Here is a 20,218-nt window from a genome sequence, read left to right on the forward strand (position 1 = left end):
TGTTGGGACAGAGGCAAAAAGGGCGGCCCCGGTGGCCGCCCTTTTTACATCACCCGCGACCCCGGCCGGAGCCGCGCGGTTTTGTTTTTGCATATCTATTACCTTTACGGAAACTTTTCGGTCACCGACACAACCCCCTCTACCCGGTAAATGACGAATTCATACCTCGGTCTCGTTGAACAGACATTCAATTTCCCCCAGGAAGGACTCGAAGTAAAGGACGGCTACCTCCATTTTAACGGCCTCGACATCAAAGCGCTGATCGACAAGTACGGAACGCCCCTGAAGGTTTCCTACCTGCCCAAGATCGGATCGCAGATCAACCGGGCCAAGGACATGTTCGAGAAGGCCATCAAGAAGCACAAGTACGAGGGACAGTACCACTACTGCTACTGCACCAAGAGCTCGCACTTCTCCTTCGTGGTGGAAGAGGCGCTGAAGCACGGGATCCACCTCGAGACCTCGTATGCCTACGATATCGAGATCATCAAGAAGCTCGCGGAGAAAAAGAAGATCACCAAGGACATGTACATCATCTGCAACGGGTACAAGCAAAAGGCCTATACCCGCCGCATCGTGGGCCTGCTCAACTCGGGCTTCCGCAACGTGATCCCCGTGCTCGACAACAAGGAGGAGCTCAATGCCTACAAGTCGGTGAAAGGAGTCTTCAAGATCGGCATCCGCGTAGCCGCCGAAGAGGAGCCGACCTTCCCCTTCTATACCTCGCGCCTCGGCATCCGGGCCAAGGACATCCTCGAATTCTACGTCGACCAGATCGAGGGCTACGAGAGCAAGTTCCAGCTCAAGATGCTCCACATCTTCCTGAACAAGGGCATCAAGGACGATATCTACTACTGGTCGGAGCTCAATAAGATCATCAACCTCTATTGCCAGCTCAAGAAGATCTGCCCCGAGCTCGACTCCATCAACATCGGCGGCGGCTTCCCCATCAAGCACTCCCTCGGCTTCGAATACGACTACCAGTTCATGATCACCGAGATCGTGGGCAACATCAAGGCGGCCTGCAAGCGCAACAAGGTGCCGATGCCCAACATCTTCACCGAGTTCGGCTCTTACACGGTAGGAGAGAGCATGGCGCACATCTACAGCGTCATCGGCGAAAAGGCCCAAAACGACCGGGAGACCTGGTACATGATCGACTCGTCGTTCATTACCACCCTGCCTGATACCTGGGGCATCGGCGAGAAGTTCCTGATGCTCCCGATCAACAAGTGGGAGCAGGAGCCGCAACGCGTGGTGCTCGGGGGCATCACCTGCGACTCGCACGACTATTACGATTCCGAGGAGCACATCAACGAGGTGTTCCTGCCCAAGACCAACGGCGAGGAGCCGCTCTACGTGGGCTTCTTCCACACCGGCGCCTACCAGGACCAGATCTCGGGCTACGGCGGCATCAAGCACTGCCTGATCCCCTCACCCAAGCACGTCATCATCGAGCGCGACAAGAACGGCAAGCTCGTGGATTGGCTCTATGCGAAGGAGCAAAGCGCGCAGAGCATGCTGAAGATCCTGGGATACATCAAATAGATCTCAGATCGCAGATGTAGGATCTCAGATCTGTGGCTGCCTCTGCCAAAACCTTCTCTGCGATCTACGAGCTCCCTGCAAGCTGTAAGAAATGTTTGACCTAAAGCAGATCTGAGATCTGACATCCGAGATCTGAGATAAAAGAAAACCCCGCCTGAGCGGGGTTTTCTTTATTGTTTTTGTCCGAAGACCCGGTCGCGGGTCTCCTCGCGGCGTTGCTCGTTGACCTTGCGCTGCTCTTCCTGTTGGGCCTGCTGCGCGGGTGAGGGGCGCTGCGGGGGAGCCGTCTGGTAGCGGCCGCCGCCATTGCGGTAGCCGCGGTTGCGGCCACGCGGGTAGCCGTAGGGCGCAGGCGTGGTGTAGATGCCACCGCGGTAAGCACCGGCACCGTAGCCGCCGCCGGCAACCGGGTAGTAGCGGCCGGTGAAGGGGTCGCGCTCCACGAGCATCGTGGCGCCCGGGCGATAAGGATCTTCGACCCAGATGCGCTGCGGCGCCATCGAGGTTTGATTGTTATAGGGGTCGTTGGGATCGTAATAGTCGCCCGACGTGGTGCCTTGTACCGGCGAGCACGAGGTGAATGCCACCGCCGCCAGCAAGGCCCCTGCCACCGTTAGTCGAAAAAAGCTGTTTTTCATAGGGCAATGCATTTACCTTCCTGACGCAATTTTAGATCCCCTTATTCTTAAGTTTTTCCTACATGAGGTTTCTCCCCTTAGTCTTAACACTTTGTTGCGGCACCGCGGCCGCACAGGCCCCGTCCGCGATTCCCAATGAGGCTTCCCGCAGCGCCGAAGACAGTGTAAAAATTCCCATCCAGCGCTTTTTCGACGGCATGCGCCGCTCCGATACCGCCATGATCCGGTCCTCGCTCGCCCCGAACGCGGTGCTGCAGACGATCCGGATGACGAAGACCGGCGAAACCCGCGTGACGACCGACCCGGTCGACTCGGTGCTCGTTGGCATCGCCAAGCCCCACACCGACGTATACGACGAGCGCATCACGTACGACGGTATCAAGATCGATGGCCCCATGGCCACCGCCTGGACGCCCTACCAGTTCTACGTCGGCGAGAAATTCAGCCACTGCGGTGTCAACTCCTTCCAGCTCGTTCGCTACAGCGGCGAATGGAAGATCCAGTATATCATCGACACCCGCCGGCGCACCAACTGCAAGTGATCTCAGATCGGTGATCGCGGATCTGGGATCTGGCTGCGCCCGCCGGAGCTGCCTTCACCTATTCCGTGAATCTCCTTTTGCTACCCTCTTCCTTGCGGTTCAGAAAAAGTGGCTCCGGATCGTTGACGAACGATCGTCACAAAGCAGTTCTCAGATCCGCGATCCGAGATCTGAGATCTATCGCCGCAGGCGGTATTTCTTATTGACCTTGGGACTGTTGAAATAGGAATCGAGCTCGGCGGCGCTGAGGTTGTTGGTGAGCTCGATCGGAACGTCGATGAGCTGCAACTGGCTTTGCTTCAGCTCCTCGCGCAGCTTGGCGATCTTTCCGGCGATGCCGGGGTCGCGGGTGCCGAGCAGGGCATTGTCCTGCAGGATGTACTCGAGCCGCTTGATGGAGGCGCGTACCAGCGTGGCCTGGCTCTGCTCGGTGCTGCGCGTAGGTGCCGTAGCCTCCTTGATCGGCGTCAGCACGAGGCCTACGCCGGGCATGATGGAGCCCGTGCGCTTCGTATCGGCATCGCTCGAGGTAGAGAGCACCGTACCCGTCAGCGCAGTGCCGGCCGCCGTCAGGTCGAAGGCCGTGCGTGCCCGCTTCGTTTTCTTGATCGTTTTGTCCAGCATCAGGAACGTGAGCTTGAGGCGCAGGATATACTCCCGCATATCACCCACCAGCTGCGCATACTGACCCTGCGCCAGCGGGTAGTTGAGCGCATGCCGCACCACGATCCGCACCTGCGCAGAGTCCTGTTGCTGGAAGCGCGTGGCGCCGATGAACAGGGCCTGCACCACCCGCACCTGCGCTGAATCGCTGTCCTGCACGAAGTCGTAGCCCGGCGACCACGCAAAGTAATCGCCACAGCGCTGCACGGCCCCGAAGGCACCCAACGGAAGGGAGGTTTGGGTTACGATGGATTCGATGGGGTAGGAGCCGGCCTCGCAAAACACCGGGAAGCGCAGCGTATCTCCCTCGTTCACGTACACATTCCCGTATACGCCCGGGCGCAGCCGCGAGGGGATGATCTCCGTATTGTAAAAAACGATCGTAAACGAAGTGTCCACCCGGATCCGCGGGTCAGACAGGTTCTGGATGCCCAGCTGCACCTTGTAGGGATTGTCGTACCGGAGGCGGCCCGAAAGGAAATAGGAGCGCTCTGCGCGGAACGAGAGCACGCCGGTATTTTTCTGGATGCGGATGCCCACGGGCGCGTTGCGCAGGTACCAATAGTACTGCTCCGGCGCCTTGTTGATCTCGAACTGGTACGAGAGCGACGAATCGACATGTAGGGTGAAGTACGGCGCGAGGTTGATGATGCGCAGGGCCGTGTCGGCCCCCACGGCCGGAAGCGTCGCCGTATCGGAATGCGGCCGCGGCAGCAGGGTGTCAGCCACCTGCGCGGAAGCGGTGAAAGAGAGCGCAAGAAAAAAAGGCAGGAGTCGTAAGGGAATGGAGGGACGCATAAGCGGCTGCAAAATAAACTAAAACGCACGCCTGCTCCCTTGCGTGGCGGGTAAAGGCAAAAGAAAAAGCCCGGTGTAGAAACACCGGGCTTTAAACCAAAACCAACTGCTTATGAGAAAAACATTTAAACTTTTATTATCGTTAGCGGACCTCGATCTGCTTTACACTTTTGACAATCGTTCGCTTCGGAAGGTTTAACGTCAAAACACCATTAACATATTCTGCAGCAATCGCTTCCGTGTCTACCGAATCAGATACGGTGAAAGAACGCGAGAAGGATGTGAATTTGTATTCGTGGCGCAGGAATTTGTCTTCTTTTGCCTCGTTTTCACTTTTCTTTTGCACTGATACCGTCAGCAGGTTCTTTTCCAATGCAATGTCAAAGTCTTCCTTCGCGAAGCCGGGGGCAACAACCTCGAGCTGGAAGGCGCTCTCCGTTTCGCGGATGTTGACCGGGACTACCGGCCGAGCCGCGGTGGCCGGAACGCGCGTACCACTAATAGACGCTCCGGGAGCGAAAAAGTCATCTAACAGGCTGTTAAAAGAAGCAAAGCCGGGGCGGGGGTTGAATTTTGCGTGCGTCATGATTATTGATTTTTTCAAGTGATTTAATGCGTTGTTTGTTGGGCAGCTGCAGGTCAAACGGCGTTCCGATCCATTTTTCCGGACAGTACGTCACTGTTTGAACACCGAATATGTCAGAATGGCCGGCGCGCCTGCATTTTCCTGCATGATTTGCAGTTCCGTACCTTTGCGAAAAATCAGCATTATGTATCCCGCAGAGATAGTACAACCCATGAAGGAAGAGCTTACGGAAAATGGTTTTTCCGAACTCCTGAGCGGCTCCGACGTAGAAGCGCAATTGCAGAAGCAGGGCACCACCCTAGTCATGATCAACTCGGTATGCGGCTGCTCCGCCGGCACCGCGCGCCCCGGCGTGCTGATGGCCGTGCACAACGCTTCCAAGAAGCCTGACTTCCTGACGACCTCCTTCGCCGGTTTCGACACCGAGGCCGTGCAGACCGTGCGCCAGCACTTGCTGCCTTATCCTCCGTCTTCGCCTGCCATCGCCCTTTTCAAGGATGGCGCCCTCGTACACTACATCGAGCGCCACCAGATCGAAGGCCGCTCCGCGCAGATGATCGCTAACAACCTCATCTCGGCGTTTGAGCAGTATTGCAACTGATTTTACACCCCCGAAGCTTCGGGGGGACGCCAAGTACGCCAAGAGCGCAAAGACACAGGAGGCCGGCTTAAAAAGCTGGCCTCTTTGCTTTGTGGATATCGACGTACCGGAACACAGAAGCCGTTAGCGTTTATGATGAGGCCATAAAAAGGACAGCGAATGCGCATCGGCGAATCCAAGGTTGGTAGGTCCTGTTACCAATAAACTAATAGACAAATAGACTAATAAACCATTCCTCCTTACTTTCACGCCGCATATGTATCCCAACCTTTACTACGCTTTCCAGGACCTGTTCGGTATCGAGCTGCCCTTCCTGCGCATCGTTAATACGTTCGGCTTTTTCGTGGCGATCTCCTTTTTGGTGGCGGCCACCCTGCTCAGCCGGGAGCTGAAGCGCAAGACACGCGAGGGCCTCATGCAGTATACGGAGGAAACGATCGAGGTGGGCCGGCCGGCTTCGATCGCGGACCTGCTCATCAACTTTTTCGCAGGCTTTGTGCTGGGCTACAAGCTCGGGGGCATCATCGTCGGGGGCTCCGAGGCACTCCAGGACCCGCCCGCCTACCTGATGTCGGGCGAGGGCAACCTGCCGATCGGCCTCCTGCTCGGCGGGCTGCTCGCCTTCTGGAAGTGGTGGGAGAAGCGCAAGCAGCAGCTGCCGAAACCCGAAAAGCGCGCGGTGCGGATCTGGCCCTACGACCGGGTAGGGGAGTTCACCCTGCTGGCGCTCATCTTCGGTATTCTCGGCGCCAAGCTGTTCGACATCTTCGAAAACTGGAGCGACTTCCTAAAGCACCCGGCGGCCTACCTGCTTTCCCCTGCCGGGCTTACTTTCTACGGGGGCCTTATCTGCGCCACCATCGCGATCATCCTGTATGCCCGCAAGCATAAGATCTCCATCCGTCACCTTGCCGACGCCATCGCACCCGCGCTGATGGCCGCCTACGCCGTGGGCCGCATCGGCTGCCAGGTGGCCGGCGACGGCGATTGGGGCATCTACAATACCGCCTACACGCTGGATGCGAACCAGAAGATCGTGGCGGCGCAGCCGGGCGATTTCGAGCGCACCGTTGCCGCCAACACCGGCTATTTCGCACGCCGCTGGGACGACAGTGCCTCCATTCAGAAAGCAAACTTCCCGAAACCGGGCGCGCTGAGCTTTATGCCCGACTGGTTCTTTGCCTACAACTACCCGCGCAACGTGAACGAGGACGGCACGCCGCTGCGCGCCTGCAACGACGATAAATACTGTATGGGCCTGCCGCAGCCGGTGTTCCCGACACCGCTGTACGAGGTGATCATGGGAGGAGCACTCTTTTTCCTGCTCTGGGGATTACGAAAGCGCCTGAAGCCCTACGGCGCCGTGTTCTGCCTCTACCTGATCGTGAATGGACTGGAACGCTTCACCATTGAGCTGATCCGCGTAAACAACCGTATGGATTTTCTGGGGTTGCGGCCCACGCAGGCCGAGGTGATCGCGGTAGGATTGATCCTCACCGGGACTGGCCTTTGGATTTATTTATCGAAAAAAAATAGTGCCAGCCCCGCAAAATTGTGAACAAATACCGGCCGTAGTGGAAAACTGCCGCTACCTGAGCTTAACAGAAGCTTACGGCGCTTATTTAGAGCGTAGTACAGTTTTTGCAGCGCCATAATATACGGAAAAATGTTATGCGCTTTGCCGTTTCCGCCTTATTTTTGCAGACAGTGCCGAAAAATGCTCCTTTTAACGACTCTTTCGCAGCAATCTGTACCATAAGACGGTCATCTTATACGTATTACGTTCACCTCCCTAAACGCAAGGAAAAAACACTATGAGGCAGCTTAAAATCGCTACCCAGATTACTAACCGGGATTCGCAAGCCGTTGAAAAATACCTCCAGGAGATCTCCAAGATCCCGATGATCACGCCCGAAGAGGAGACCACCCTCGCTCAGCGGATCAAGATGGGGGACCAGCGCGCGCTCGACAAGCTCGTGCAGGCCAACCTTCGTTTCGTGGTTTCGGTAGCCAAGCAATACCAGCACCAGGGCCTCTCCCTTTCCGACCTCATCAACGAGGGCAACCTCGGCCTGATCAAGGCTGCCCAGCGCTTCGATGAAACGAAGGGCTTCAAATTCATCTCTTATGCCGTGTGGTGGATCCGCCAGTCGATCCTGCAGGCCCTCGCCGAGCAGGGACGTCTCGTACGCCTGCCCCAGAACAAGATCGGTACCTACAACAAGGCCAACAAGGCGTATATGGCCTTCGAGCAGGAGCATGAGCGCGAGCCTTCGACCGAGGAGCTTGCCGACATCCTGGAGATGAGCGAGACCGAGATCAACAACATCTTCCAAAGCAATACCCGCCATACTTCCCTCGACGCCCCCGTGCACGAGGCCGAGGACGTGGCCATGGGCGACCTGCTGGAAGGCTCCGACGATACCGACGACGACGTGATGAAGGACTCCCTCCGCGCCGAGATCCGCCGCGTGCTGAAGTCGCTGTCGCCCCGGGAAGCCGAGATCGTGAACGCCTACTTTGGCCTCGACGGCGAGAATGGCGTTACCATCGAGCAGATCGGACAGAAGTACGACCTCACCAAGGAGCGCATCCGCCAGATCAAGGAACGCGCCATTAAGCGCCTCCAGAAGGCCCGCTACAGCAATGCACTGAAAGCTTACTTAGGATAACAAAAGCCGCCTCCGGGCGGCTTTTTTGTTTGTCTATTGGTTTATTAGTAAGGGTCGTTTTCGGACGGCCTTTTCCAATTCCTCCTGAAGTGTTCTTCCTCAAACCCATAAAACCAATAAAACCCCTAAAACCTCCAAAACCTTCCGATCCGTTTCCTCCCTAGCTTTGCCCCTATGAGACACCGCGCCTTCATGCTCCTGCCTTTTGCCGCCTTCGCTCTGGCCGGTTGCGAACGCGATATCGACATCGAGCTCGACAACGTGGAGCCGAAGCTGGTGGTGGAAGCCACCATCGAGAACGGCGAGGCGCCGGTCGTGATCCTCACCCGGTCGCTCAACTATTTTTCCACTCTCTCGCTCGACCAGGTGCTGAACAACTTTGTGCACGGCGCCGCCATCGACATCAGCACCGGCACGCGTACGCACCGGCTGAAAGAATACACCTTCGCGGTGGGCCCCTACAACCTGTCGTATTATAGCACGGACTCGTCGAACCTCGCCACCGCCATTACCGGCACGCTCAACACCAGTTATAATCTCCGCATCGAGACGGAAGGCCGTATTTATACGGCAACGACCACCATCCCCAACATCACGAAGCGGATCGACTCCATGTGGTGGCGCCCCAACCCGCGCGACTCCTCCGAAGGCAAGGTGCAGCTCATGATCCGCACCACCGACCCACGTGGATACGGCGACTACGGCCGCTACTGGACCCGCAAGAACGAGGAGGAATTCCGCCCCGGCCGCAACTCGGTGTTCGACGACCTGGTGGTCGACGGCACTACCTATGAGATCCCGGTAAGCCCCGGCGTGGAGCGCGGCGACCAGCGCGTGGGCTGGGAAGAGCGCGTGTTCCGGCGCGGCGATACCATCACGCTCAAGCTTGCCAACATCGACAAGGCCACCTTCGACTTCTGGCGCACGATGGAATACACGTACTCCACCGTCGGTAACCCCTTCTCATCGCCTATCAAGGTACTCAGCAACGTAAAGCCCGACGCCCTCGGCTATTTTGGCGGCTACGCCTCGCAGTACCGGACGCTCATCGTACCCGAGTAGCAAGGTTTAGCGGGTTTAGAAGGTTGCGTGCGCCAGCCAACCACCTAAACCCTCTAAACCTCCTAAACCCCTAAACCCTTCCGGTTTTCCCCCTTGTGTTCATTTCTTTTCCCTGCCCAGCCCTTCCGTACGCTACATTTGTGCCCGCAACGTGAATAGTATGGAAAACAACAGCCCCGAAAAGATCCAGCTCCTCATAATAGGATCCGGCCCCGCCGGCTACACGGCCGCCATTTACGCCTCCCGCGCCAACCTGAAGCCCGTGCTCTACCAGGGCATCCAGCCCGGCGGCCAGCTCACCATCACCACCGAAGTGGAGAACTATCCCGGCTTCCCCGATGGCGTACAGGGCCCCGAGCTCATGATCCACTTCGAGAAGCAGGCTACCCGCATGGGCGCCGACCTCCGCTACGGCCTCGCCACGGCGGTAGACCTGTCGCAGCGCCCGTTCAAGGTGACGATCGACGAGGAGAAGGAAGTGCTGGCCGACGCGATCATCATTGCCACCGGGGCCTCCGCCAAGTGGCTGGGGATCGAAAGCGAGCAGCGCCTCAACGGCTTCGGCGTATCTGCCTGTGCGGTGTGCGACGGCTTCTTTTTCCGCGGAAAGGAAGTGGCGATCGTAGGCGCTGGCGACACGGCAGCCGAAGAAGCACTCTACCTCTCCAAGCTGTGCTCCACGGTGCACATGATCGTGCGCCGCGACGAGATGCGCGCTTCCAAGATCATGCAGGACCGAGTGAAGGCCACGCCCAACATCAAAATCTACTGGAACTCCGTGACCGACGAGATCCTCGGCGAGAAGACCGTGGAGGCCGTGCGCATCCAGAATACCGCCACCAACGAAAAAACCGAGATCGCGATCAAGGGATTCTTTGTCGCCATCGGCCACCAGCCTAATTCGGGTATCTTCCAGGGACAGCTCGATATGGACGAATCAGGTTACATCAAGACGATCCCGGGAACGGCAAAAACCAACGTGGAAGGGGTCTTCGCTTCCGGTGACGTACAGGACAAGATCTACCGCCAGGCCGTTACGGCCGCTGGTTCCGGCTGTATGGCCGCCCTCGACGCAGAGCGCTACCTGTCGGAGCAGGGCCTGCATTGATCTGCCCACGCACGCGCGCCGGGCCATAGGCAGCTTCAAAAGCAAAAAGCCGTTATCGTATGCCACACTACAGCAAAAAGTGGTTGTTGTCGCTGCTTGCCCTTGGCTCGGTGGTCGACTACCTGTTCTTTTGGGGACATGCCAACCCGAAGAACGAAGCAGCCGGAAAATTCCTGCTCAGCCAATGGTACCCGCTCCCGTTTGAGTGGGAGGGGAACAGGTACGCAACAGCCGAACATTGGATGATGGCCGGGAAGGCCCGTCTCTTTGGCGATACCGCAATGCTGGAGCAAATTCTTGCCGCCCCTTCGCCAAAGGAAGCCAAAGCACTTGGCAGAAAAGTACGTGGCTTCGAACCCGATACCTGGAACGCGCAGTGCTTTGAATTGGTAGTGCAGGGAAACGTCCATAAGTTCGGTCAGCACCCGGCTGCGATGGCGTACCTGCTCGGGACGGGAAACAAGGTCATTGTGGAAGCCTCGCCTTCCGACGCCATTTGGGGGATCGGGCATGCGCAAGGCAGTTCAGAAGCGGCGGATCCGGCAAAATGGCGGGGGCAAAACCTACTGGGCTTCGCGCTCATGGAGGCGCGGGACCGGCTCCGGGCGCACACGCGCTCCTGAAACGCCAAAGCCGCTCCTGAGTAGTGCCGGCGCGCGCCCCCGTCCGTCATCCCTGCTTTCACAAGAATCTGCTAAAGAAGCCGCGGGGCACCGCATCGTTTCCTATATTGCTATTATGAACGGGCACTTTACGATCGAGCTCGATGGCCTGCGTTTTTTTGCGCCGCACGGCGTTTATGCCGGAGAGGCCCTCACCGGCAACGAGTTCGAGGTGTCGCTCCGGCTCCGGATCGACGAACCGGAAGGCCCGGTCGGGCTTGCGGACACCATCAACTACGTGGCGGTACATGAGCGCCTGCGTGGGGTATTCGCCGGTCGGGAAGAGCTGCTGGAAGTCCTTTGCCAGAAGATCGCAGTAGCGCTACAGCAGGATTTCCCGCAGTTGCTGGACGTCCACATCCGCATCCGGAAATTAACTCCGGCCATAGCCCACTTTACCGGCTCTGTAGGCGTATCTTATTCGAAAGCATTCACCCCCCAACCATGAAAACCCTTTTTCTCCACTTTGTACTGGCACTCTGCTGCCTCGGCGCCGCCGCCCAGTCCGACGCGGAGTTCGTGCAGCTGGCCGAGCGCCAGGAAGCGGAGCTCAACGAGCACGGCGCCTTCGAGAACTTCCGGAAGGCCCTTAATATCAACCCGTCGAATCATACCGCCTTGTGGAAGCTGAGCGAGTTGTGCAGCCGCATCGGCAAGCGGCAGGCAACGAAACAACAGCAGCAGGAGTTTTACGTGTACGGCAAGTCCTACGCCCAGCGCGCCATCCAGGTGGCGCCCACCGCTGCCGACGGGTATTACGTGCTGGCTGTGTCGATGGGCCGGCTGGCCCTGGCGCAATCCGGCAAGGAGCGTGTGCGGTCGGTAAAAGAGATCCGCACCCTTATCGAAAAGGCGCTGGCCCTGCACCCGCGCCACGGGAGGGCCTGGCATGTGCTCGGCAAATGGCATTACGAGGTAAGCAACCTGGGCATCTTTGAAAAAGCGGCGCTTAAAGTGGCCTATGGCGGATTGCCCCCGGCTTCGCTTAAGGAGAGCATAGCCGCTTACGAACGGGCCAAGGTCTATGAGCCGGCCTTCGCCCTCAACTTCCTCGAGCTGGCCAAGGCCTATCACCGCAACGACAACGACGAAAAGGCTTTCGAGCAGCTGCGCGCCTTGCCTGCCGTTCCCAACAAAACCCTCGATGATGCCCGCATTAAATCCGAAGGGGCAAGGCTCTTAAAGGAGTGGTCGGAATAAGGCAGAAGAAGGGAAAGAAGTGTTTCTAACCGCTAAGAAGCTAAGTGCCTAAGGTATTCGCTAAGAGGCTGTTTAAGTTAATTGAGGGACTAGCAAGGCCGCAAGCTGCCCTTTCCGCGCGGCGACGCGGTGAGTGACGGCGCAGCGAAGCAGCAATGTGCTGAAAATTCCTCCTTGCATTTCATCGTCGCGCCGTTGCGTTGTCGCGCGCTAAGGCCGCTTGCGGCCGACCATTCTGCGTTTTCAGAAAGCACATGAACTTAAACAGCCTCTTAGAAAAAGGCTGCGCTGACGCGCGGCCTTGTTTAGTACCATTTGAGGTTAAATACTTCAGATTTCGTCAGGTTAACGGCGCTACATGGGTTCGCGTGGTTGGAAGAAAAAAAGGAATGATTTGGAATATCGAGGTAGAAGAGAATGACCAAGCCTGGCTTACGTCAGATAACACAAACTACATGAATAAATGCGCCACAGAGGCGACCCTTACAAATAACCAATAGACAAATAGACCTATAGGCTAATAAACACCCTCCTTTGCGAAAACCTTAGCCCCTTCTTTTCTTAGCGGTAAAAAAACACTTGGCCCCTTATAGTTCCTTCTTTCGCCACTTCCCCGTCCGGAAGTACCCGTACGACAGCGTCAGCAGGATTGTCCAGTACAAGAACTCCGATACCCAGGCCCACACCAACGACAGGTGCCACACCTCGAGTACGAGGTAGACATAGGTGCAATAGAAGATGATGGCCGCCAGCTCGATGAGGAAGGTGACGCGGCTGTTGCCCGTACCCGTGACCGCGTTGAGCCACACCGTGGCGCAGGACATCAGCAGGAGTGCCGCCGCCACCACGCGGATCACCGGCACGCCTGCGTCAACGAAACTTTTATCCAGCCCGTAGATCGAGAGGTACACCGCCGGAAAGAGGTTCAGGAACAGGAACACGCACAGCGAGATCCCTGCCGACAGGAACATGATCTTTTTGATGACGCCGATCACCTCGTCGCGCCGGCCCTGCCCGATGATATTGCTCACCATCGTATTGGACGTGGCGGCAAAAGCCCAGACAAAGACCCCGAAAAACCCGAAGATGTTGCGCATCGTGTTCGACACCGCAAGCCCCGTTTGCCCGCTGTTGCGCTCTATGAGCAGGTAGAAGAACAGCCAGGCCAGGATGGAGATCGCATGCTGAAACACGAGCGGCCCCGAAAGCTGCAGGATGTTGCGGATGTTCTCCGGGTCCCAGCCCACGGGGCGGAATAGCGAGAACTGCTTGTCGATGCCCTTGACGCGGATCAGGATGAAGATCGCGAACATACCGAGGAACTCGGCGATGATGGAGGCATAGGCGGCCCCGTTGAAGCCCAGCGCCGGGAAGCCCAGTTTGCCGAAAATGAGCGCGTAGTCGAAGAAGATATTGGCTACTGCCTCCACGAGGGTGCCGGCTACCAGGAAGCGGCTCTGGTTGGTGCCCACGAGCAGCGCGTTGCGCATCTGGTAGATGAACAGGAAGGGGAGGCCCCAGATACGGATGTGCAGGAATTCGACGGCCTGTGCATAGGTCTCCGGCGACCGGACGAAGGAGCGGAGCACCAGCGGAGCCACCGTATACGTCAGGAGGATCCCGGTGACAGCGATGACCATCGCCACCAGGATGCCCTGGTGGAAGATCTTGCCGATCTCCTCCGGGCGGTTCTGGCCGGCTCGCCGGGCGATGAGCGCCTGCAGGCCGTTGTTGAGCCCGTAGCCGACGCTCGAGAAGATGAGGTAATACACGCCCGTGATGGACGCGATGGCCAGCGCCTGCTCGCTGAGGTGGCCGAGGAACACGTTGTTGATGATGAAATTGAAATTCGGCACCAGCAACGCGAGCGAGATCGGCAGGGCGATCATCAGGATTTGCTTATTGGTAACGTCTACTTGCAGGGAAGCCATAGGAGGGCGCAAAGATAGGGGCCGCCTTGCCCGAAAGGAGAGGAGCGCGCCGGAACCGGAAACAAGCCAGCAGCCATCCCTTCAAGGAACCCGGGTGTGCAGCACCGCCCGACCATTCGTATATTCACCTTTCCGCAGGGCGCTCACCTACCCGCGCACCGGCAAAGCAACATGATACCTGAAGATTATGCGTGGAGCGTCAAATTGGTGCAGGACCAGCACGGCTACCTCGGCCTTTCCTTCGAGCAGGCGGAAAAGATATACCGATTCGAACAGGAAAAGGACACCTGGTCCGACAAGCATTTCTTTTCGGCATGGGAGGAGTGGGACTACGAGCTGACTACCTTCCGGGAGGTCCTCAACGAGACGCAGCTGGAGGCCTATATGGCGGCGCTTAGCGAGCGTATCCGCAACCACGTGCACCAGCTCAAGAGCGGTGATCCGGAAAGAGAACGCGAGGTCCGGTATCACGAGGAATTGACGGCGTTCTACGAAACGCAGTTGCTTCCCGAGCTATACAGCGACGTCATCCTGCGCTTCGGCTGGCTGATGGGTGAACAGGCCAAGATCGAATACCTCCGGGCTGAATACAAACGCTTTCTGAACGATGGACGCAAGTCTATTTTGATCAGTCATTTCCGGCATAACCGGAGCTTTATGCCGGTAACACTCACGAGCGACCTGCTCCGCCACCGGCTTACCGCTCTGCTTCCGGATTACCATTCTTTTCGCCAAGTGATGGACGAACCGACGAGGTCAGTAGCAACATGCATAGAGAAAAAAGTCCGGCACCTCCCACCCGGAACGAATGACCTGGTCGCGCGAAAATTCACCGAGCTCGCAAAGTTCAGGGAAGACCTGTTCGACAGGTACCATAGCGACAGGGGTGGCTGGCATACAGTGATCAGCCAAACAACAGCAGAAGAAGAAACGGTGATCACCCACATGTCATTGCTCCTGTTAGACGCCGAACGATACGGCTACTGATACCGGGTACAGCATCTTTGGTTTCTTCAGTATCCCTGACGTCGCTACCGTCCGCCTCCGCTCGAAAAAGACCGTTCCCGGCCAAAGGAAAAGACCGATCTAAGTTCCTCCGCCAGCTGGCGGAGACAGGGGGCCGGCCTATATTTGCTTCAATGAACGTACTGTTTGACATACAGGGCAGCGGGCGCCCCGACCGGAGCCTGCTGCTGTGCGAATGGGGCGAAGGCTATTGCTGCATGGCGCTCGTGGAGCCCGATGGCCCGAGGGTGCATCGCCTCAAGTACTGGTCGCTGGCCGACCCGCTCGACGCCGGCACCCGCGACAGCCTACTGCGCGAGCTCGAGGTCTGGGGTCGCCACGTGGAGAAAGCTGTGTTCTGCTCCGCTTTTCCCGAATCGGTGCTCGTGCCGCAGCGCTACTCCGCCGCCGCTCCGTGGATCGAGCTGCTCAGCCCCCTTCGCGGCGGTGCCCGCGAAGACCGCATCGGCGAATGGCAGCTGTCGAACCACTACCTCTTTCCCGCACCCATCGACGGAGCGCTCCGCGCATCGTTCCCGGCGGCCGAATATTACCACGCCCACACCACCGCGCTCAAAAGCTACAACGGCATCGACGCGCCCGGCCAGGCGCAGGTGCATTTTGCCCCCGGGCAGTTCCGCGTGCTGCTCCGCAAGGGCGGACAGCTGCAGCTGGCGCAGATCTACCGCTACAGCACCCCGCTCGACGCCGTGTATTACCTGCTCAAGATCCTCGACAACGCGGGCCTGCCGCATGCCAGCACCCCGATCGCGCTGTCGGGGCTTATCGACGAGCATTCGGCGCTGTACCGCGAGCTGCACCAGTATTTCGGCGACCTGCGCTTCACCGCTCCCGAGGGCGTGCCCTCCGAGGAAGGTCGGCCGGCTCATTTCTTCACCTCCCTGTATAACCTTGCCCGATGCGTATCATAAGCGGAGACCTGGGCGGACGACGGATACACCCGCCCTCCGATATGCCCCACACAAGGCCCACCACCGACATCGCCAAGGAGGGCCTGTTCAACATCCTGCAGAACAACCTTGATTTTACCGCCCTGAAGACGCTGGACCTCTTCGGCGGCACCGGTGCCATCTCCTACGAGCTGGCGAGCCGCGGAGCACCCGACCTCACTATCGTGGAGAAGGATCCGAAGATGCATGCCTTCATCGAAAAGACCGTGAAGGAGCTGAAGATCGAAAACATCCGCATCGTACGATCCGAGGTGTTCCGATACATTGAGACCTGCGGCGCCGCGTACGACTTCATCTTCGCAGGCCCGCCCTATGCGCTCGCCACCATTGACGAGATCCCGCGCAAGATCTTTCAGCATGGATTGTTGAAGCCCGGCGGCTGGTTCATCCTCGAGCACACACCGCGTAACGATTACAAAGGCTTCCCGCATTTCCGCTGGGAGCGCAACTATGGCACCACCGTATTTACCCTGTTCGTGAACGAAGCCGAAGCCCCATGACGAAAAAAGAAATCCGGAAGCAATTCATGCAAAAGCGCGACGCCATCGAAGCCTCCTGGCAGCTGAAGGCCGACGACCTCATCCTGATCCGCTTCCAGACCGTGGAGCTGCCCTTCCTCGAGCGCATCATGAGCTTCTATTCGATCTCCGAAAAGAAGGAGGTCAATTCCTTCATCCTGACCGACTACCTGCACTTCCGCAACCCGGCGCTGCAGATCGCCTACCCGCGCATGAACGTGGCCGACACCTCGATGGAAGCCGTGCTGGCGCCCGCCGACGAAGCCTTCATGGACAACGAGTTCGGCATCACCGAGCCGACCGGCAATACCATCCTTCCCCCCGAATCGCTCGACCTCGTGATCGTGCCGCTGCTCGCTATCGACAAGCAGGGCCACCGCGTGGGCTATGGCAAGGGTTATTACGATCGCTTCCTGGCGCGTTGCTCGCCCGATTGCCTCAAAGTGGGCGTATCCTACTTCGAGCCCATCGACGCCATCGACGACACGCACCCCTATGACCTACCTTTGGACCTATGCATCACCCCACAAGAGGTCTATGTTTTCTAACGTGTTCCTGAAATCCTTTCGCTTCCTGCTCTTCCCGCTGGCCTTTCTGTACGGGGGCATCGTGATCCTGCGCAACTGGCTGTTCAACCGGGGCATCTTCAAATCAGCCCGCTTCAACCTGCCGCTCGTATGCGTGGGCAACCTCTCGGTAGGCGGCACCGGCAAGAGCCCGATGGTGGAATACCTCATCGGCCGGCTGAAGCACGACTTCCGGGTGGCGACCCTGAGCCGTGGCTACAAACGCAAGACGCGCGGCTACGCCCTCGCCGGCGAGCGCACCACGGCGCTAGAAATCGGCGACGAGCCGATGCTCTTTCACCGCAAGTTCCCCGATGTGCCGGTGGCCGTGGGCGAAAAGCGGCTCGAGGCCATCCCGCAGCTCCTGCACGATCACCCCGAGACCGAGGTGATCCTCCTCGACGACGCCTTCCAGCACCGCGCCGTGGCTGCCGGCTTCAACATCCTGCTCACGGATCACGGCAACCTCTACACCCGCGACTTCTTTCTCCCCACCGGCGACCTCCGCGACCAGCGCAGCAGCGCCGCCCGCGCCCAGGTGATCGTGGTTACGAAGTGCCCGCCCGGGCTCACCGAGGAAGAAAAAAGAGACCTTACCGAAGAGCTCGATCCGGGGCCAGGGCAGCACCTGTTCTTCACCACCATCGCTTACGGTTCGGCCTATCACATCCTGACAAAGGAACCCGGGTATATCACCGACGACACCGAGGTGCTGCTCGTGACCGGGATTGCCAACCCGCGGCCCCTGAAGGAGTACCTCGAGGAGCGCACCGGCTCCTACTCGATGATGCATTTTGGCGACCACCACATTTTCTCGATCGACGACTGGCGCGAGATACAGGCACGGTTTGCGGCGCTCGAAGGCCCCCGGAAGCTGATCCTTACCACCGAGAAAGACGCGATGCGCCTGCTCAAATTCGAGCAGGAACTTGCCGGCCTGCCTTTCCTCGTGCTTCCCATTGAGCCGCAGTTCCTCTTTGGGGAAGGAACGCGATTTGATAGTATCGTGCATACCTTTATTCAAGAGTTTAAACAAACCCAGCAACATGGGCAGAGACAATAAGAAGAAATCAAAGCGACAGAACGGACATAAGCAGGGAAATGGAGACACCTACAAAGGACGGCTCGACGTGACCCGTTCCGGGATGGGCTTCGTGATCGTGGAAGAGCTCGACGACGATATCCTGATCCGGCCCAACGACTTTAACTCGGCCCTCCATGGCGATACCGTGCGTGTGGAGGTCATACCTGCCCGCGACGGCAAGCGGATGCAGGGCGCCGTAGTACAGGTGATCGAACGGAAGCAAAGCGAATTCATCGGCAAGCTGCAGGTGAGCAAAGGCTTCGGCTTCGTGGTCGGCGGCGAGGGCGACCGCAAGACGCCCGATATCTTTATTCCCGAAAGCGCTTTCAACGGCGCTACCGAGGGCGACCGCGTGGTGGCCCGCGTTAAGGACTGGGCCACCGGCACGGGCAAGCGCCCTACCGGCGAGATCGTGACCGTGCTCTCCCCCGAGGATACGAACGACATCGCCATGAAGGAGATCCTGCTCGAAAGCGGGTTTCCTCTGGAATTCCCCGACGACGTGCTGGAGGAAACGGCCCGTATCCCCGACATCATTCCACAGGAAGAGATCGAAAAGCGCCGCGACTTCCGCAAGATCCTCACCTTCACCATCGACCCGGTGGATGCGAAAGACTTCGACGACGCCCTCTCGATCCGCGTGCTGAAGAACGGCAACTACGAGATCGGCGTGCACATCGCCGACGTAGGCCATTACGTGGCCCCTGGCACGGCCCTCGACGAGAACGCCTATTCGAAAGCAACCTCCGTATACCTTCCCGACCGGGTGAACCCGATGCTGCCGGAGCATATCTCCAACGTGCTCTGCTCGCTGCGTCCGCATGAGGACAAGCTCACTTTTTCCGCTGTGTTCGAGATGACGCCAAAGGGTAAGGTGGAAGGCTACTGGCTCGGTAAAACGATTATCCACTCCGACCACCGCTTCACTTACGAAGACGTACAGGAGATCATCGAAACCCAGGAGGGCCACCTGCGCGACGAGGTGCTGCTGCTCAACTCCATCGCCCGCCGACTGCGCAAGAAGCGATTCGACGCCGGCGCCATCAATTTCTCCTCGCAGGAGGTCCGCTTCAAGCTCGATGAGAAAGGCAAGCCGATTGGTATCGTGGTCAAGGAAAGCAAGGAGTCGCACCAGCTCATCGAGGAGTTCATGCTGCTCGCCAATAAGTATGTGGCCGAGCACGTGGGCAAGATCAAGGTGAACAAGAAGCCGGTGCCCTTCCCGTACCGCGTGCACGACCTGCCGAGCGAGGAAAAGCTGCTGCCCTTCATGGCCTTTGCCCGGAAGTTCGGCCACAAGTTCGACATGTCGAGCCCGGAGAAGATCGCGGAGTCGTTCAACGGCATGCTGCAGGACGCCCATGGCAAGCCGGAGCAGCATGTGCTGGAGCAGCTCGGCATCCGCACGATGGCCAAGGCGGTGTATACCACGGAGAACATCGGCCACTACGGCCTCGGGTTCCCCGACTACTGCCACTTCACCTCGCCCATCCGCCGCTATCCCGATATCCTGGTGCACCGTATCCTCCTTTCGATCCTCGAAAACGACATCGAGATCGATAAGAAGATGGAGGAGAAGTGCCGCCACAGCTCCGAGCGCGAGCGCGCCGCCATGGAAGCGGAGCGGGCCGCCAACAAGTACAAGCAGGTGGAGTACATGAGCGACTACATGGGAGAGGAGTTCGACGGCGTCATCTCCGGCGTGTCGGCCTTCGGCTTCTGGGTGGAGACCGTAGACCATAAATGCGAGGGCATGGTAAGTGTGACGAGCCTCATCGACTACGACGAGTTCCGCCTCGTGCAGGAAGACTACAGCCTTGTAGGGCAGCGCTCCGGCCGCACCTTCCGCATGGGCGACCGCGTACGGATCAAGGTGATCGCAGCCAACCTCGACAAGCGTACCCTCGATTACGAGTGGGTGATGACGCCCGCCGAGCTGGAAGCGGAAACCGCGCGCAAGTCGAAGAAAGGGGGCAGCACCAAAAGCGCCCGCCGCCGCAAGAAGGGCGACGATCCTGACTTTTAAGAACGATAGCAAAGGAACACGGATGGGACGGAGTTTA

20 protein-coding genes are annotated in these 20,218 nt (G+C 58.4%); 16 read left to right on the plus strand and 4 right to left on the minus strand.

Going from position 1 to position 20,218, the window contains the following annotated elements:
- Nucleotides 1-150: 150 nt before the first annotated feature.
- A complete protein-coding gene (locus tag ABD937_RS11145; RefSeq protein WP_345255789.1) occupies nt 151-1,548 on the plus strand; it encodes a type III PLP-dependent enzyme domain-containing protein in 1,398 nt (465 codons plus the stop codon).
- A 170-nt stretch (nt 1,549-1,718) separates the two neighbouring features.
- Here the strand turns inward: ABD937_RS11145 and ABD937_RS11150 are convergent, their stop codons facing one another.
- Nucleotides 1,719-2,186: a hypothetical protein gene (locus ABD937_RS11150; protein WP_345255790.1), complete on the minus strand. Its 468-nt coding sequence runs from the start codon at nt 2,184-2,186 to the stop codon at nt 1,719-1,721.
- A gap of 62 nt (nt 2,187-2,248) precedes the next feature.
- Here ABD937_RS11150 and ABD937_RS11155 point away from each other — a divergent pair, with 62 nt between their 5' ends.
- Complete coding sequence (locus ABD937_RS11155) at nt 2,249-2,728, plus strand: nuclear transport factor 2 family protein (RefSeq protein WP_345255791.1); 480 nt, start codon at nt 2,249-2,251, stop codon at nt 2,726-2,728.
- A 177-nt stretch (nt 2,729-2,905) separates the two neighbouring features.
- Here ABD937_RS11155 and ABD937_RS11160 read toward each other — a convergent pair whose 3' ends face one another.
- Nucleotides 2,906-4,189 (minus strand): hypothetical protein, encoded by a 1,284-nt coding sequence (locus tag ABD937_RS11160; protein ID WP_345255792.1) that lies wholly within the window; start codon nt 4,187-4,189, stop codon nt 2,906-2,908.
- Between the two features lie 142 nt (nt 4,190-4,331).
- Nucleotides 4,332-4,775, minus strand: coding sequence for an Hsp20/alpha crystallin family protein (locus ABD937_RS11165; protein ID WP_345255793.1), 444 nt, complete (start codon nt 4,773-4,775; stop codon nt 4,332-4,334).
- A gap of 184 nt (nt 4,776-4,959) precedes the next feature.
- Here ABD937_RS11165 and ABD937_RS11170 point away from each other — a divergent pair, with 184 nt between their 5' ends.
- The 8 genes from ABD937_RS11170 to ABD937_RS11205 all read left to right on the plus strand — a co-directional run bounded on the left by ABD937_RS11170 (nt 4,960) and on the right by ABD937_RS11205 (nt 12,080).
- Nucleotides 4,960-5,376 carry a BrxA/BrxB family bacilliredoxin gene (locus ABD937_RS11170; RefSeq protein WP_345255794.1) on the plus strand — a complete coding sequence of 139 codons (417 nt, stop codon included), beginning with the start codon at nt 4,960-4,962 and terminating at the stop codon, nt 5,374-5,376.
- A 256-nt stretch (nt 5,377-5,632) separates the two neighbouring features.
- Nucleotides 5,633-6,934 (plus strand): prolipoprotein diacylglyceryl transferase, encoded by a 1,302-nt coding sequence (locus ABD937_RS11175; RefSeq protein ID WP_345255795.1) that lies wholly within the window; start codon nt 5,633-5,635, stop codon nt 6,932-6,934.
- Nucleotides 6,935-7,190: 256 nt separating this feature from the next.
- A complete protein-coding gene (locus ABD937_RS11180) occupies nt 7,191-8,048 on the plus strand; it encodes a sigma-70 family RNA polymerase sigma factor (RefSeq protein ID WP_131445970.1) in 858 nt (285 codons plus the stop codon).
- 174 nt (nt 8,049-8,222) lie between these two features.
- Nucleotides 8,223-9,110, plus strand: coding sequence for a DUF4249 domain-containing protein (locus ABD937_RS11185; protein ID WP_345255796.1), 888 nt, complete (start codon nt 8,223-8,225; stop codon nt 9,108-9,110).
- A 160-nt stretch (nt 9,111-9,270) separates the two neighbouring features.
- Nucleotides 9,271-10,218 (plus strand): thioredoxin-disulfide reductase, encoded by a 948-nt coding sequence (gene trxB / locus ABD937_RS11190; protein ID WP_345255797.1) that lies wholly within the window; start codon nt 9,271-9,273, stop codon nt 10,216-10,218.
- Nucleotides 10,219-10,277: 59 nt separating this feature from the next.
- Complete coding sequence (gene ybiA, locus ABD937_RS11195) at nt 10,278-10,841, plus strand: riboflavin biosynthesis intermediates N-glycosidase (protein WP_345255798.1); 564 nt, start codon at nt 10,278-10,280, stop codon at nt 10,839-10,841.
- Between the two features lie 115 nt (nt 10,842-10,956).
- Nucleotides 10,957-11,328, plus strand: coding sequence for a dihydroneopterin aldolase (locus tag ABD937_RS11200; protein WP_345255799.1), 372 nt, complete (start codon nt 10,957-10,959; stop codon nt 11,326-11,328).
- On the plus strand, nt 11,325-12,080 hold the full coding sequence (locus tag ABD937_RS11205) for a tetratricopeptide repeat protein (protein WP_345255800.1): 756 nt from the start codon (nt 11,325-11,327) through the stop codon (nt 12,078-12,080). Before ABD937_RS11200 ends, ABD937_RS11205 begins: the two co-directional genes overlap by 4 nt.
- Before the next feature lie 587 nt (nt 12,081-12,667).
- Here ABD937_RS11205 and ABD937_RS11210 read toward each other — a convergent pair.
- The gene (locus ABD937_RS11210; RefSeq protein ID WP_345255801.1) at nt 12,668-14,011 is read right to left on the minus strand and encodes an MATE family efflux transporter; all 1,344 of its coding nucleotides are present in this window, start codon (nt 14,009-14,011) and stop codon (nt 12,668-12,670) included.
- Nucleotides 14,012-14,182: 171 nt separating this feature from the next.
- Between ABD937_RS11210 and ABD937_RS11215 the strand changes: the two genes are divergently transcribed.
- The 6 genes from ABD937_RS11215 (at nt 14,183) to rnr (ending at nt 20,181) form a co-directional block, all read left to right on the plus strand.
- The gene (locus ABD937_RS11215) at nt 14,183-14,998 is read left to right on the plus strand and encodes a hypothetical protein (RefSeq protein ID WP_345255802.1); all 816 of its coding nucleotides are present in this window, start codon (nt 14,183-14,185) and stop codon (nt 14,996-14,998) included.
- A gap of 152 nt (nt 14,999-15,150) precedes the next feature.
- Complete coding sequence (locus ABD937_RS11220) at nt 15,151-15,948, plus strand: DUF3822 family protein (protein ID WP_345255803.1); 798 nt, start codon at nt 15,151-15,153, stop codon at nt 15,946-15,948.
- Entirely contained in the window at nt 15,936-16,487 is a 552-nt protein-coding gene (locus ABD937_RS11225) for an RsmD family RNA methyltransferase (RefSeq protein WP_345255804.1), read from the plus strand. The genes ABD937_RS11220 and ABD937_RS11225 overlap by 13 nt, the downstream gene beginning before the upstream one ends.
- Entirely contained in the window at nt 16,484-17,053 is a 570-nt protein-coding gene (locus ABD937_RS11230) for a 5-formyltetrahydrofolate cyclo-ligase (protein WP_345255805.1), read from the plus strand. Before ABD937_RS11225 ends, ABD937_RS11230 begins: the two co-directional genes overlap by 4 nt.
- Nucleotides 17,043-18,134: a tetraacyldisaccharide 4'-kinase gene (lpxK, locus tag ABD937_RS11235; RefSeq protein WP_345255806.1), complete on the plus strand. Its 1,092-nt coding sequence runs from the start codon at nt 17,043-17,045 to the stop codon at nt 18,132-18,134. Before ABD937_RS11230 ends, lpxK begins: the two co-directional genes overlap by 11 nt.
- Entirely contained in the window at nt 18,118-20,181 is a 2,064-nt protein-coding gene (gene rnr / locus ABD937_RS11240) for a ribonuclease R (RefSeq protein WP_345255807.1), read from the plus strand. Before lpxK ends, rnr begins: the two co-directional genes overlap by 17 nt.
- Nucleotides 20,182-20,218: the final 37 nt, after the last annotated feature.

The organism is Flaviaestuariibacter amylovorans (assembly GCF_039541815.1).
In the GTDB taxonomy this organism is placed as follows: domain Bacteria; phylum Bacteroidota; class Bacteroidia; order Chitinophagales; family Chitinophagaceae; genus Flavisolibacter; species Flavisolibacter amylovorans.

Excerpts from the sequence above, each read along its gene's own strand:
- ABD937_RS11145 (WP_345255789.1), top strand. The coding sequence starts at position 151 with ATGACGAATTCATACCTCGGTCTCGTTGAACAGACATTCAATTTCCCC.
- ABD937_RS11150 (WP_345255790.1), bottom strand. The coding sequence starts at position 2,186 with ATGAAAAACAGCTTTTTTCGACTAACGGTGGCAGGGGCCTTGCTGGCG.
- ABD937_RS11155 (WP_345255791.1), top strand. The coding sequence starts at position 2,249 with ATGAGGTTTCTCCCCTTAGTCTTAACACTTTGTTGCGGCACCGCGGCC.
- ABD937_RS11160 (WP_345255792.1), bottom strand. The coding sequence starts at position 4,189 with ATGCGTCCCTCCATTCCCTTACGACTCCTGCCTTTTTTTCTTGCGCTC.
- ABD937_RS11165 (WP_345255793.1), bottom strand. The coding sequence starts at position 4,775 with ATGACGCACGCAAAATTCAACCCCCGCCCCGGCTTTGCTTCTTTTAAC.
- ABD937_RS11170 (WP_345255794.1), top strand. The coding sequence starts at position 4,960 with ATGTATCCCGCAGAGATAGTACAACCCATGAAGGAAGAGCTTACGGAA.
- ABD937_RS11175 (WP_345255795.1), top strand. The coding sequence starts at position 5,633 with ATGTATCCCAACCTTTACTACGCTTTCCAGGACCTGTTCGGTATCGAG.
- ABD937_RS11180 (WP_131445970.1), top strand. The coding sequence starts at position 7,191 with ATGAGGCAGCTTAAAATCGCTACCCAGATTACTAACCGGGATTCGCAA.
- ABD937_RS11185 (WP_345255796.1), top strand. The coding sequence starts at position 8,223 with ATGAGACACCGCGCCTTCATGCTCCTGCCTTTTGCCGCCTTCGCTCTG.
- trxB (WP_345255797.1), top strand. The coding sequence starts at position 9,271 with ATGGAAAACAACAGCCCCGAAAAGATCCAGCTCCTCATAATAGGATCC.
- ybiA (WP_345255798.1), top strand. The coding sequence starts at position 10,278 with ATGCCACACTACAGCAAAAAGTGGTTGTTGTCGCTGCTTGCCCTTGGC.
- ABD937_RS11200 (WP_345255799.1), top strand. The coding sequence starts at position 10,957 with ATGAACGGGCACTTTACGATCGAGCTCGATGGCCTGCGTTTTTTTGCG.
- ABD937_RS11205 (WP_345255800.1), top strand. The coding sequence starts at position 11,325 with ATGAAAACCCTTTTTCTCCACTTTGTACTGGCACTCTGCTGCCTCGGC.
- ABD937_RS11210 (WP_345255801.1), bottom strand. The coding sequence starts at position 14,011 with ATGGCTTCCCTGCAAGTAGACGTTACCAATAAGCAAATCCTGATGATC.
- ABD937_RS11215 (WP_345255802.1), top strand. The coding sequence starts at position 14,183 with ATGATACCTGAAGATTATGCGTGGAGCGTCAAATTGGTGCAGGACCAG.
- ABD937_RS11220 (WP_345255803.1), top strand. The coding sequence starts at position 15,151 with ATGAACGTACTGTTTGACATACAGGGCAGCGGGCGCCCCGACCGGAGC.
- ABD937_RS11225 (WP_345255804.1), top strand. The coding sequence starts at position 15,936 with ATGCGTATCATAAGCGGAGACCTGGGCGGACGACGGATACACCCGCCC.
- ABD937_RS11230 (WP_345255805.1), top strand. The coding sequence starts at position 16,484 with ATGACGAAAAAAGAAATCCGGAAGCAATTCATGCAAAAGCGCGACGCC.
- lpxK (WP_345255806.1), top strand. The coding sequence starts at position 17,043 with ATGTTTTCTAACGTGTTCCTGAAATCCTTTCGCTTCCTGCTCTTCCCG.
- rnr (WP_345255807.1), top strand. The coding sequence starts at position 18,118 with ATGGGCAGAGACAATAAGAAGAAATCAAAGCGACAGAACGGACATAAG.